This window comes from Xanthobacter pseudotagetidis, assembly GCF_043194795.2.
GTDB classification, from domain to species: Bacteria; Pseudomonadota; Alphaproteobacteria; order Rhizobiales; family Xanthobacteraceae; genus Xanthobacter; species Xanthobacter tagetidis_A.
Window position 1 is genome coordinate 4,565,404 of record NZ_CM195534.1, and the last position, 12,660, is coordinate 4,578,063.

At 71.5% G+C, this 12,660-nt stretch carries 11 protein-coding genes; 6 read left to right on the plus strand and 5 right to left on the minus strand.

The window, feature by feature from the left end:
* Positions 1 to 219: 219 nt before the first annotated feature.
* The gene (locus V5F67_RS20855; RefSeq protein ID WP_394017932.1) at positions 220 to 2,184 is read right to left on the minus strand and encodes a c-type cytochrome; all 1,965 of its coding nucleotides are present in this window, start codon (positions 2,182 to 2,184) and stop codon (positions 220 to 222) included.
* 203 nt (positions 2,185 to 2,387) lie between these two features.
* Between V5F67_RS20855 and ligA the strand changes: the two genes are divergently transcribed.
* Positions 2,388 to 4,553, plus strand: coding sequence for an NAD-dependent DNA ligase LigA (ligA, locus tag V5F67_RS20860; protein WP_394017933.1), 2,166 nt, complete (start codon positions 2,388 to 2,390; stop codon positions 4,551 to 4,553).
* Positions 4,554 to 4,761: 208 nt separating this feature from the next.
* Here the strand turns inward: ligA and V5F67_RS20865 are convergent, their stop codons facing one another.
* Positions 4,762 to 5,739 (minus strand): tyrosine recombinase XerC, encoded by a 978-nt coding sequence (locus V5F67_RS20865; RefSeq protein ID WP_394017934.1) that lies wholly within the window; start codon positions 5,737 to 5,739, stop codon positions 4,762 to 4,764.
* A gap of 323 nt (positions 5,740 to 6,062) precedes the next feature.
* On the opposite strand from V5F67_RS20865, the gene V5F67_RS20870 reads away from it, so the two are divergent.
* From V5F67_RS20870 to V5F67_RS20885, 4 genes are all read left to right on the plus strand, one after another.
* Positions 6,063 to 7,133 carry an efflux RND transporter periplasmic adaptor subunit gene (locus V5F67_RS20870; RefSeq protein WP_394017935.1) on the plus strand — a complete coding sequence of 357 codons (1,071 nt, stop codon included), beginning with the start codon at positions 6,063 to 6,065 and terminating at the stop codon, positions 7,131 to 7,133.
* Positions 7,130 to 8,377, plus strand: a complete 1,248-nt coding sequence (locus V5F67_RS20875; RefSeq protein ID WP_394017936.1) for an ABC transporter permease — start codon at positions 7,130 to 7,132, stop codon at positions 8,375 to 8,377. The genes V5F67_RS20870 and V5F67_RS20875 overlap by 4 nt, the downstream gene beginning before the upstream one ends.
* Complete coding sequence (locus tag V5F67_RS20880) at positions 8,374 to 9,078, plus strand: ABC transporter ATP-binding protein (RefSeq protein ID WP_394017937.1); 705 nt, start codon at positions 8,374 to 8,376, stop codon at positions 9,076 to 9,078. Before V5F67_RS20875 ends, V5F67_RS20880 begins: the two co-directional genes overlap by 4 nt.
* A gap of 150 nt (positions 9,079 to 9,228) precedes the next feature.
* The gene (locus tag V5F67_RS20885; RefSeq protein ID WP_394017938.1) at positions 9,229 to 9,447 is read left to right on the plus strand and encodes a YdcH family protein; all 219 of its coding nucleotides are present in this window, start codon (positions 9,229 to 9,231) and stop codon (positions 9,445 to 9,447) included.
* Positions 9,448 to 10,009: 562 nt separating this feature from the next.
* Here the strand turns inward: V5F67_RS20885 and V5F67_RS20890 are convergent.
* Both V5F67_RS20890 and V5F67_RS20895 read right to left on the minus strand, forming a co-directional pair.
* Positions 10,010 to 10,495, minus strand: a complete 486-nt coding sequence (locus V5F67_RS20890) for a peroxiredoxin (RefSeq protein WP_394017939.1) — start codon at positions 10,493 to 10,495, stop codon at positions 10,010 to 10,012.
* Between the two features lie 97 nt (positions 10,496 to 10,592).
* Positions 10,593 to 11,447, minus strand: coding sequence for a protein-disulfide reductase DsbD domain-containing protein (locus V5F67_RS20895; RefSeq protein WP_394018250.1), 855 nt, complete (start codon positions 11,445 to 11,447; stop codon positions 10,593 to 10,595).
* 179 nt (positions 11,448 to 11,626) lie between these two features.
* Between V5F67_RS20895 and V5F67_RS20900 the strand changes: the two genes are divergently transcribed.
* Positions 11,627 to 12,244, plus strand: coding sequence for a YqgE/AlgH family protein (locus V5F67_RS20900; protein WP_394017940.1), 618 nt, complete (start codon positions 11,627 to 11,629; stop codon positions 12,242 to 12,244).
* Positions 12,245 to 12,264: 20 nt separating this feature from the next.
* Here V5F67_RS20900 and V5F67_RS20905 read toward each other — a convergent pair whose 3' ends face one another.
* Positions 12,265 to 12,636: a TM2 domain-containing protein gene (locus V5F67_RS20905; protein ID WP_394017941.1), complete on the minus strand. Its 372-nt coding sequence runs from the start codon at positions 12,634 to 12,636 to the stop codon at positions 12,265 to 12,267.
* Between the last annotated feature and the right edge of the window lie 24 nt (positions 12,637 to 12,660).

Sequence of the window (12,660 nt, forward strand, 5' to 3'; positions counted from 1 at the left end):
CGCCGTGCACTATCGGTCCTGCCGTCATCCCCCGGCTTGTCCGGGGGATTCACTTCGCCGCTGGGCGGGCGTCTGATTGCGGCGCGCGGGGCACGCCGCCGGGTGGATGCCCCGGACGAGCCGGGGCATGACGGCGGTTTGAGGCCTCGCGGAGCGCGCCCCCGCCGCTCACGTCTTGCCGGTTCTCACGTCTTGCCGGCGCTCACGTCTTGCCGGCGCTCACTTCTTGCCGGACTTGGGCGCGGCGGCCGCCACCTTCGGCGGCGGCAGGAGCTGGAGCGCCTGCACCACCTGCTGGCCGAAGCCGTTGAGCAGCGCGTTCTGCTCCGCCACCGACGTCGCCGGCAGCGCCGCCACGACGCGGCAATAGGCGACGATGAGCGCGTTCGCCACGTCGGCGCGCTTGGCCGTCGGTGCCTGCGCCGCAAGCGTGGTGGCGAGCGAGGAGGCGGTCGATCCCGAGACCGGCGGCTTGGGCTTGCCCAGCGCCTTCGCGGCGGCGGCCGAGAGGTCGGCCGGCACCGCCTTGCCGTCGTCCGCCGGGCAGGCCAGCGCCGCGGCGAGCGAGGCCGGCTCCTTCACCACCAGCGAGGCGCCCACCGGCAGCGCCCAGATGATGGGCTGGCTGTCCACCGGGCCCGACACCGTGCGGCGCGACACCTCCATCGCCGCCTGGAGCGTGAAGCGGCGCAGCTCCGCGTACTTCTGCCAGTCCGGCGCCTTGCTCTTGGCCACCACCGGGCAATAGGCGGCGGTGAGCGCGTCGACGATGGTGCCGTTGCCGGCGTCGGCATTGGTGGCCTTGTAGGTGTCCACCATCATGGGGATGGAGCGCTGCCCCCCCGCCATCATGGACGAGAGCGCGGCCACCGCCTTCGGGTCGGGGCCGTCGGCGCCGGGCGCGCCGCCCACGTCCGGGCAGGAGAAGGCGGAGGCCGCCTGGGTGCCGTAGTCCGGCACGTGGGCGGTGGCGCGCCAGGCGGCGACCATGCCGGCCGTCACGTTGGCCGGCGCCGCATTGCCCCAGGAGGTGCGCACGTAGTTGGCGAGGTCGGCGATCTGGCTGTCGTCGAGCCGGCCGGCGAAGGAGGGCATGGACCCGTAGGTGCCGCCAGGCGGCAGGCCGCCGAGCACCGCCATGATCACATTGTAGGGCTCGGCCGCCACCACGGCCGGGTTGCCGGCGAGCGGCGGGATGGTGCCGGCGCGCCCAAGGCCCTTGTCGAGGTGGCAGGCGATGCAATTGTCCACATAGAGCGTCGAGCCGCGCGCATAGGCGGCCGGCGACAGCGGCGAGGCCGCCTGCGGCGCCGGGCGGTCCGGCGGCGGCGGGGCGTCGAGCAGGTAGGTGACGAGCGCGGTGCGGTCGGCGTCGGTGAGGAAGGTGAGCGAATCGTGCACCACCTCCGCCATCGGCCCGAACACCGAGGTCTTGCCGGTGGCCGAGCCGCTCTTGAAGAAGGCGGAGAGGCTGTCGTCGGTCCAGCCGTTCTTCTTCAGCGACGCGGTGTCGATGTCGGGAGCCCAGAAGCCGTCGATCTCGGCGCCCTGGAACAGGTGCTTGGCCTTGGTGGCGCCCATCAGGTTGCGCGGGGTGTGGCAGTCCGAGCAGTGGCCGAGCGCGGTGGCAAGGTAGGCGCCGCGGTTCCACGCCTCGCTCTTGCCGGCTGTGGGGGCGAAGCGCTTCTCGTCGAAGAACAATTCGCGCCAGGCCAGCATGCCGAGGCGGACATTGAAGGGAAAGGCGAGGCCGTTCTCCGGCGGCGTGTTGGGGATCGGCGGGATCTGCCGCACATAGGCCCACAGCGCCTTCATGTCGTCGTCCGAGATGCCGGTATAGGCGTCGAACGGCATGGCCGGGTAGAGATAGGCGCCGTCGGCGCGGATGCCGTTGCGCACCGCGTTCACGAACTGGTCGTAGGTCCAATCGCCGATGCCGGTCGAGCGGTCGGAGGTGATGTTGGGCGAGAAGATCACGCCGAACGGCGTGTTGAGCCCGAGCCCGCCGGCAAAGGGCTTCGACTTGGGATCGGCCGAGTGGCAGGGCATGCAGTCGCCGGCCTTGGCGAGATACGCGCCGCGCGCGATCAGGGCGGCGTCGTCCGCCGGCTGGGCCGAGGCCGGGCCAGCGGCGAGGATGCCGCCCGCGACGAGCGCGCTGAAGATATTGATAATCCTGCGCATTCCTGCCCCCTTGGTACCGACTCCCGGGCTGTCTGGCCCGCCCTTCCGGGCCGCGGCGCGAAAGAATCGTGTCTTAGCCCTAGCTTGGACATCTTACAAAATAGCGACGCCGTTGCAGCCCGGACTTTCGCGGAGGATGGCGGCCTGGAGCGAGTTGCCGGGGCGGGCCGGCTTTGCCACATAGGGGGACCAGAGGACCTGCCATGACCGCGCCCCAACCCGCCCCCGCCTCGCGCTCCGTTGCCGTGGCGGCGCTGACGATGTCCGAGGCCGCGAACGAGCACGCGGCGCTGGCGGACGAGATTCGCCGCCACGATTCCCTTTATTATCAAAAGGATGAGCCGGAGATCAGCGACGCGGAATACGACCTCCTGCGCCGCCGCTACGAGGACATCGAGGCCCGCTTCCCGGAGCTGAAGGGCGAGGGCAGCCTGTCGGAGACCGTGGGCGCCGCCCCCTCCGAGAAGTTCGGCAAGGTGACCCATGCGATCCCCATGCTCTCGCTGGCGAATGCCTTTTCCGATCAGGAGGTTGAGGAGTTCGTCGCGCGCGTCCGCCGGTTCCTGAACCTCAAGGACGAGGACGAGCTGGCGTTCACCTGCGAGCCCAAGATCGACGGGCTGTCGTGCTCGTTGCGCTACGAGAACGGCCGCCTCGCGGTGGCCGCCACCCGCGGCGACGGGCAGGAGGGCGAGGACGTGACCGCCAACGTCCGCACCATTGCCGTCATTCCCGCCCAGATCCCGGCCGATCCCGCGCAAGTCCCGCAAGATCCCGTCCCGGACGTGCTGGAGGTGCGCGGCGAGGTCTACATGTCCGCCGCCGACTTCGCGGCCCTCAATGCCCGGCAGGCGGAAGCGGGCGAAAAGGTCTTCGCCAACCCCCGCAACGCCGCCGCCGGCTCGCTGCGCCAGCTCGACCCGTCGATCACCGCCGCCCGGCCGCTGAACTTCTTCGCCTATGCCTGGGGCGAGGCCTCCTTCCTGCCGGCGGACACCCAGCTCGGCATGGTGGAGGCGTTCGCGCGCTGGGGCTTTCCCACCAACCCGCTCACCATCCGCGCCACCAATGCGGCGGAGCTGATCGCCCACTACCGCCGGATCGAGCAGGAGCGGGCGCTGCTCGGCTACGACATCGACGGCGTGGTCTACAAGGTGGACCGGCTCGACCTGCAGAGAAGGCTCGGCTTCGTCTCGCGCTCGCCGCGCTGGGCGCTGGCGCACAAGTTCCCGGCCCAGCAGGCGACCACCGTGCTCGACGAGATCGAGATCCAGGTGGGGCGCACCGGGGCGCTCACCCCGGTGGCGAAGCTGCGCCCCGTCACGGTCGGCGGGGTGGTGGTCTCCTCGGCCACGCTCCACAACGAGGACGAGATCGCCCGCAAGGACATCCGCGTCGGCGACACGGTGGTGGTGCAGCGGGCGGGCGACGTGATCCCGCAGGTGGTGCGGGTGCTCGTCGAGCATCGCCCGCCGGGCACGAAGCCCTACCTTTTCCCCCACACCTGCCCCGCCTGCGGCTCCCACGCGGTGCGCGAGGTGGACCCGAGGACCGGCAAGGAGGACGCGGTGCGGCGCTGCACCGGCGGCCTCATCTGCCCGGCGCAGGCGGTGGAGCGGCTGCGCCACTTCGTCTCCCGCAACGCCTTCGACATCGAGGGGCTGGGGGAGAAGCAGGTGGCCGCGCTCCATGAATGGAACCTCATCCGCTCCCCCGCCGACATCTTCACGCTCGAGGCGCGCAACGCCGAGGGCCTCCAGCGGCTGGAGAACCGCGACGGCTGGGGCAGGACCTCGGTCCGGAACCTGTTCGCCGGCATCGAGGCGCGGCGGCGCGTCGCCGTGGACCGCTTCGTGTTCGCGCTCGGCATCCGCCATGTGGGCGAGACCAACGCCCGGCGCCTGATGCGCCATTACGGCACCGTGGAGGCCCTGCGCGACGGGGCGCTCGCGGCGGTCATGCCGGGGGAGGAGCACCCCAAGGGCAACGAGGCCTGGGCCGAGATGACCGCCATCGACGGCATCGGCGCCGTGGTGGCCGAGGCGGTGGTGGAATTCTTCGCCGAGCCGAAGAACCGCGACGTGGTGGCGGCGCTGCTGGCGCAGGTGGAGCCCCAGCCTTTGGAGCAGGTGGCGGCGCAAAGCCCTGTGGCGGGCAAGACCGTGGTCTTCACCGGATCGCTGGAGCGCATGACCCGCGACGAGGCGAAGGCCATGGCCGAGCGCCTGGGCGCGAAGGTGGCCGGCTCCGTCTCCGCCAAGACCGATCTGGTGGTGGCCGGGCCGGGCGCCGGCTCGAAGCTGGAGAAGGCGCGCGGGCTCGGGGTGGAGGTGATCAGCGAGGAGGAGTGGTTCGAGCGGATGGGGTGAGGCGGCGGCCGGGTGATGAGGCGGCTTGGGACCGCCTTGTTCGCACACTGGAGCGCGATCTGATCAAATCGGCTCGATTTGACCGGTGAATTGCCCTCTGGCTTCAAGAAAAAGAGCGCGCTTTCCGCTCAACCGCGGTGGCGGCTGGGCGGCGCGCGCTCCAGGCCGCGGCGCTGTCGCCGTCACGCGCCCCCGCCGGCAGCTCTCCTCACGCCCGCGGGTGGGCCGCCTTGTAGGCGGTCATCAGCGCCGCCTGGTCCACCTGGGTGTAGATCTGGGTGGTGGAGAGCGAGGCGTGGCCGAGCAGCTCCTGGATCGAGCGCAGGTCGCCCCCGCGCGCCAGAAGGTGGGTCGCGAAGGAGTGGCGCAGGGCATGGGGGGTCGCGCTCGCCGGCAGGCCGAGGGCGCCGCGCATGCGCTCCACCGCCGCCTGGACGATGCGCGGCGAGAGCTTCGCCCCCTTGGCGCCCCGGAACAGCGGGCCGTCCTTCGCCAGGACATAGGGGCACAGCGCCGCGTAGTCGGCGATCGCCGCCCGCACCGGGGCGATCAGCGGCACCATGCGCGCCTTGCCGCCCTTGCCGAGGATGGTGACCTGGTCCGCGTCGCCCTCGATCATGGCCGGGGTAAGGGAGAGCGCCTCCGAGATGCGCAGGCCCGCGCCGTAGAGCAGCGCCAGCACGGCGGCGTCGCGGGCGAGGACCCAGGGCGCGCGGTCCTCCCCGGCGCGGGTCGCGGGGTCGGCGAGCGCGCGGGCGGCGTCCACGCTCACCGGCTTCGGCAGGGTCTTGCCCACCTTGGGCGCGCGCACGGCGGCGAGCGCGCCGACCCGCCCCTCCCCTTCCCGCTCCAGGTGGCGGGCAAAGGAGCGGGCGGCGGCGAGCAGGCGCACCAGGGTGCGCGGCGCCACCCCGTCGGCGCGGCGCGCGGCCAGCACCGCGCGCACGTCCGCCGGCCCGAGGGCGGCAAGCTCGGCAAGGCGCGGCGGCGCGCCGAGATGCTCCCGGAGGCGCGCCAGCACCACGGACAGGTCGCGGGCATAGGCCTCGCGCGTCTTGGGCGAGAGGCGGCGCTCGTGCGCCAGCCGGTCGAGCCAGGCGCGCGCGGCGCGCGCCACGTCCGGGGCGGCGGCGGCGAGCAGCGCGCCTTCCGCGCGGGCGGCCTTCTCCTGGTCGCTCATGGCCATGCCGCACCTCCGGAGCCGTTGCATCTCGTTTCAAACCGAAACGTGCCTTCGCCCATATCTTCGATTAGCAAGCAAAGCCCTTCACAATCCCTGAAGGGGGATATGGCCGAATTCCTCCATTGCGCGAGCGCAAGGACAGACCCGAGGTTCGAACCTTTCTTCTGGACGTCCCCCTAGAGCGCGATCCGATCAAATTGCATCAATTTGATCGGTAAATCGCGCTCTCACTTGATGATAGAGAACGCGTTGTCCGTTCAGCTTGCGTTGCAAGCTGAACGGCGCGTGCTCTGAGGAAGGAACCCAATGCGGAGCATCGCCACCCCATGAAAGCCCGGAGCTGGCTTCGCGTGCTGCTGGTCCTCCTCGTCGCCGCGGCGGGCGTGGCGGCGTGGCGCTTCACCCACCTGACGGAAGTGAGGGCGGTGGAGGTGCGGCGCGGCACGGCGGCGGAGATCGTCTATGCCACCGGCGTGGTGGAGCCGCGCCGCTGGGCCAAGGTGTCGACGCTCCAGCGCCAGCGCATCGTCTCCATCTGCGACTGCGAGGGCCGGCGGGTGAAGCAGGGCGACGTGCTCGCCCAGCTCGACGATAGCGTGGAGCAGGCGACGCTCGCCGAGATGGAGGCGCGCCGCGCCCGGCTCGAAGGCGATGTCGCCCGCGCCAAGAGCCTCATGGACCGGCAGGTGGCGAGCCAGACCACCTACGAGCAGGTGCTGACCCAGCTGCGCGAGTACGAGGCGCGCGTCGAGGCGCAGAAGCAGCGGATCGAGGAGCTGAAGCTGCGCGCGCCCATGGACGGCGTGGTGCTGCGCAAGGACGGCGAGGTCGGCGAGGTGCTGGCCACCACCGGCGACACCACCCTGTTCTGGATCGGCGAGCCGAAGCCGCTGCGCATCGTCGCCGACGTGAACGAGGACGACATCCCGCGCGTGAAGGTGGGCCAGAAGGTGCTGCTGCGCAACGACGGCTACAAGGACCAGCTGCTGGACGCCACGGTTGCCGAGATCACCCCCAAGGGCGACCCGGTCAACAAGACCTTCCGCGTCTACCTCTCGCTGCCCGACGACACGCCGCTCTCGATCGGCATGAGCGTGGAGGCGAACATCGTCGTCGCCGAGCACGACAACGTGCTGCTGGTGCCCGGCGAGGCGCTGATCGGCGACGTCGCCTTCCGCGTCGAGGGGCGGCGCCTCGCGCGCACCGAGCTGAGGCTCGGCCTGCGCGGCACGCGCATGGTGGAGGTACTGGCCGGGCTGAAGGAAGGGGACCTGGTGGCGAGCCCCGCCACCGGCGACATGCGCAACGGCGAGCGGGTGCGCGTGCTCGGCCGCACGATCCTCGACCAGGGCGCGGCCACCGGCACGGAGGGCGCGCCGAAGGGGGCGGCGCCGTGAGCGGCCGCGCCGGCCTCGCGCTCTCCATCGCCCTCACCCACGTGCGCAGCCGGGCGCGGCAGACGCTGGTGGGCGTCCTGGGCGTCGCCACCGGCGTCGGCTTCTCGGTGATGATGGCGGCGCTGATGGAGGGCTCGCAGCGCGACTTCATCACCCAGCTGGTGGACGCGCTGCCCCACATCCTCGTCAGCGACGAGCGGCGCAATCCCTCGCCGCAGCCGGCCGAGGAGGCCTATGACGCCGCCGTCATCCAGGGCCTCACCACCAAGGCGATCCGGCCCGGCATCAAGAACCCCTACGCCATCATGGCCGCCATCTCGGGCTGGGTGGACGGGGCGGTGGCGCCCTCGGTGCAGGCCAAGGCGGTGGTGCGCTTCGCCGGCCGCGACCGCACCGCGAGCGTGATCGGCATCGACCCCAAGCGCGAGGGCGAGGTGTCCAAGCTGCCGACGCAGATCCGCGAGGGCACGCTCGCCGACCTCTACCGCGCCTCCAACGCCATCATTCTCGGCGACGGCCTCGCGGGCAAGATCGGCGCGCGGGTGGGCAACGTGGTGTCGGTCACCGGCGGCAGCGGCCAGGTGCTGCTGTGCACCGTGGTCGCCTTCTCCCACACCGGCGTCGCCTCCGCCGACGACAGCCAGGCCTATGTGCTGGTGAAGACGGCGCAGATCCTCGCCGGCCAGACCGGGCTCGTGAACGAGATCCGCGTGAAGGCGCAGGACGTGATGGCGGCGCGCGAGATCGCCGCGCGGATCGAGGCGGAGACCGGCTACAAGTCGGTGTCCTGGCAGGAGGCGCACGAGGACCTGCTCTCCGCCTTCGAGATCCGCAACCTCATCATGTACATGGTGGTGGGCGCGATCCTGCTGGTGGCCTCGTTCGGCACCTACAACATCATCTCCACCATCACCCACGAGAAGACGCGCGACATCGCCATCCTGAAGTCGCTCGGCCTCACCGAGGCCCTGGTGCGCGCCATCTTCGTGCTGGAGGGGCTGGTGATCGGACTGACCGGCACGGCGCTCGGCTTCGCCCTCGGCTACGCCCTCTCCCTCGCCATGGGGCAGGTGGCGATCAAGAGCCCGTTCATGGATGCCACCCACCTGCCGATCCATTATTCGCCGCTCCATTACGCGCTCGCCGGGGCGGTGGCGCTCTCGGCCTCGCTGGTCGCGGCCTACCTGCCGGCGCGCAAGGCCGCCTCGCTCCAGCCGGTGGACATCATCAGGGGCGCCTCGTGAGCGCGCCGCCTCTGATCCGCGCCGAGAATCTCGGCCGGGTGATCGCCGGCGAGGTGCCGGCGACGCTGATCTCGGAAGCCAGCCTTTCGGTCGCGCCCGGCACCTTCATGGCCATCACCGGGCCCTCCGGCTCCGGCAAGTCGTCGCTGCTCTATCTGCTCGGCCTGCTGGACCTGCCCACCACCGGCGAGGTCTATGTGGAGGGGCAGGCGACGAGCCGGCTCTCCGAGGACGCGCGCGCCGCGATCCGGCTGGAGAAGCTCGGCTTCGTGTTCCAGTTCCACTTCCTGCTGCCGGAGTTCACGGCGCTGGAGAACGTGCTGCTGCCCATGCGCGCGCTCGGCCGGCTGAAGGGCGAGGCCATGGCGGCGCGTGGCCTGGCGCTGCTGGCGGCGCTCGGCCTCGAAGCCCATGCGGGCAAGCGCCCGGACCAGCTCTCCGGCGGCCAGCGCCAGCGCGTCGCCATCGCCCGCGCGCTCGCCAACGACCCCGCCGTGCTGCTCGCCGACGAGCCCACCGGCAACCTCGACACCCACTCCACCGAGCAGGTGTTCGCCATCCTGCGCCATCTGGTGGACGCGGAGCGGCGGGCGGTGGTGATCGTCACCCACGATCTCGCCTTGGCGGCGCGCGCCGACCGGCAGGTCCGGGTGGTGGACGGGCGCATCGTCGAGGGCGGCGAGAGCCTGCCGGCGGCCTGATCCCACCCCCGGACGAAGCGCCGCCTTGCGGTGCGGCACGCCCGTGCCATAGTCGGGAAGACTTCCAGGGTGCGGCGCCCGGTCGAGTCGGCGCACCGCCGTCAAAGGTATCAGGATGCGGCGATGCGCCGCTGGGCGACGGATGAGGGCATGACGAGCCAGGATGATCGTGAGCAGGAGCGGGACCTCAAGGCCCTTCTGGAGCGCCTCAGGCAGGAGCATCGCGATCTCGACGCGGCGATCGAGGCGCTGACCGCGGTGGCGGGTTCCGACGTGCTCCAGGTGCAGCGGCTGAAGAAGCGCAAGCTGCAGCTGAAGGACCGCATCAGCCAGGTCGAGGACGAGCTGTTCCCCGACATCATCGCCTGAGGGTCGGCCCGCCCCGGCGCCGCCGCCCTTGCGCGCCGTCATGCCCCGGCTTGTCCGGGGCATCCACGCCAGCCCCGTGCCGGCCGCGCGAAACGCCGAAACCGCCCTCCCGTCCGCGACGTGGATCCCCCGGACAAGCCGGGGGATGACGGCGGTGACAGAAATGACAGGACGCTGAAACCCAAACCGCCGTCATGCTCCGACTTGATCGGAGCATCCATGCGCCTGGGGTGGCGTCCGCGGCCGACGTTCCTGGACCCACCGGTCGAGCCGGAGGGCGACGGCGGGGGGTGGGGCGGCGGCGGCAGTGGCACCAAGGCAACCGGAAAAGCACCGTCATGCCCCGGCTTGTCCGGCGCATCCACCCTGCCGCCTGCGGGCGGTCGAAAATGAAGCGCCGGCCCAACCGCCGCGTGGCCCCCGGACAGGCCGGGGGATGACGGTAGTGAGAGCGGAGGCGGTGAGCGCCTGAAAGCCCGGCGGGTCATCGCCTATGGCGCCCGGCCCTCCGGCGCGGGTCGGCGAGGCGTCTCGCGCAGCCGCCCCTGAGCCGGACCGCGCCTCAGAGCGCGCCGAGCATGGCGGCGGCGCTGGAGACGTCGGCCTTGGAGGGCACGTCCTCGATGTTCAGCACCTTCACCACCCCGTCCTCCACCAGCATCGCGAAGCGCTTGGAGCGCACGCCGAGGCCGGCGGCCGAGCCGTCGAAGGTGAGGTCGAGCGCCTTGGCGAAGGCGGCGTCGGGATCGGCCAGGAACACGATCTTGCCGTCCGCGCCGGTCGCCTTCTCCCAGGCGCCCATGACGAAGGGGTCGTTCACCGACACCACGGCGATGGTGTCGACGCCCTTGGCCTTGATGGCCTCGGCCTCGGCCAGATAGCCCGGCAGGTGGTTCTTGTGGCAGGTGGGCGTGAAGGCGCCGGGCACCGCGAACAGCACGACCTTCTTGCCCTTGAAGATCTCGTCGCCGCTCTTCGGCACCGGGCCGTCGGCCGTCATCAGGCGAAAGGTGGCGGAAGGAAGGGTATCACCGACCGAGATGGGCATGGGGCGCTCCGATGGATTGCGGCGGGTTCGGCCGCCGCGCGACAATACGTAGTTTTCCGGAGGAGGAAAGCGCCGACATCCGTTGCGGCACCGGCGCTCAGGGCGGCGGGATCACGTGCTCCACGGCCACCGACCGCGGCGCGTCCACGAGCGTGAAGGTGAGGCGCGCGCCCTCGATGCCGGCATTGGGCGGCAGACCGTCCACCGCCAGCACGAAGCGCGCCTTGCCGTCGGGCAACGCGGTCTTCTGCGGCAGCGGCAGCGCCCAGCGCGGGTCCGGCCCTTCCACGAAGAGGTCGGCCTTGGGGTTGGCGACGCGGGCCTCCACCACCAGCTCGGCGGGGCTCTTGGAGCGGTCGAGGGCGACCGAGGTCACCGCCGGCGCCTCGGCGCCGCCGAGCGCCGCCGCCTGGGGCACCAATGCGCGCGCCTGGGCGATGCGGGCATCGACGCCGGCCGCGTCCTTGCCGTCGATGACGAGCGAGAATTCCGCCTGGGCCGGCAGGCACAGCGCCTCGCAGACGGCGAAATCGAGCTTGAGATGGAGCCGCGCCGGCGCCTTCGGATCGGCGAGCCGCACCGCCAGCGGAAACAGCACGTTGCCCTTGTAGCCGATGGAATAGACCCCCGCCCCGTCGGCGAAGCGACGCGGCGCCGGCCACGCCATCTCCACCCCGAGCACGTTGTGGGAGCCGGCCCAGTCGATCTGCGGCGGCACGCCGGCATCGCCCGGATAGCGCCAGTAGGTCTTCCAGTGCGGCGCGAGCCTGACGTCCAGGCCCGCCTGGGCCACCTCGCCGGTGACCGATCCGGCGATCAGCCGCACCTCGGCGCCCTGCACCGCCACCGGCGCGCTCTCGCCTGCCGCGGCGGGAAGCGGAAGCAGCGCCGCCAGCACGGCGCCGAGCGCCGGAAGCACGGAGCGGGACGGGCGGAGGCCTGCGCAGATCATGGCCAAGCGGCGTAGCCTCTTCCGGCGCCACGCGCAAAGGCGCCGTGAGCACAAGCCCGTGACGCCGCCGCCCGCGGACGGCGCCGGAAGGCCCCGGGCCCCGCGCGAAGCGCGCGTGGAAGCACACATGGCGGACGTGGCGCATTCCCAAAAGGGGCGCGGCACGGTAGCCTTCCCCCATGATCGATATCTCCAGGCCCGGATCGTCGGAAGGGGATCCGAACTTCCTCGACGGCCAGATGCTCATCGCCATGCCGGCCATGCGCGACGAGCAGTTCGCCCGCACGCTCATCTATCTGTGCGCCCACTCGGCGGAGGGCGCCATGGGCATCGTCGTCAACCAGCCGGCGAGCCACATCGACTTCGCCGAGCTTCTGGTGCAGCTGGACGTGGTGCCGGCCTCGGACCGCATCCTGCTGCCCAAGCGCGCGGAGGGGATCCGGGTGCTGCGCGGCGGCCCGGTGGAGACCGGGCGCGGCTTCGTGCTGCACTCGGCGGACTATTTCATCGAGAATTCCACCCTGCCCATCGACGACGACATCTGCCTGACGGCGACGCTCGACATCCTCAAGGCCATCGCCGGCGGCCACGGGCCGAAGAGCGCGGTGCTGGCGCTCGGCTATGCCGGCTGGGCGCCGGGGCAGCTGGAGATGGAGATCCAGGCCAATGGCTGGCTCCATTGCGCGGCCGACTTCGACCTGGTGTTCGGCGGCAGCACGGAGACGAAATACGACCTCGCTTTGCGCAAGCTCGGCATCGACCCCGGCATGCTCTCATCGGAGGCCGGGCACGCCTGAGGACGCGCCCGGAGCGCGGCTCACGCCCGCGGCGCCACCGGCGCGCTCTGGCCCAGGAGCTCGGCCGCGAGGCGGCGCCGGACTTCGTTCTGGCGCTCGCGCACCAGGCCCGGCAGCAGGAAGGCATCCAGCAGGAACCAGAAGACGCCGATCACGAAGAAATAGGAGACGATCTGGAGGATCGCCGTGCCCGTGCGGCCGAGATAGAAGCGGTGCGCGGAGACGATGCCGAGGAACAGCCAGAAGAAATAGGCCAGCGCGGGGCTCGGCCCCTCATTGGCAAGCCGCGCCTCGATATAGGTCTGCTGCTGGATGTCGAGCACGATGCGGTTCTCCTTGCCCCGGTCACGCCTGCCGGCCGCCCGCGGCGCCGGCGCGCGATCCGCCGCCACGCTTGTGGTCCAGGCGCACCCGGC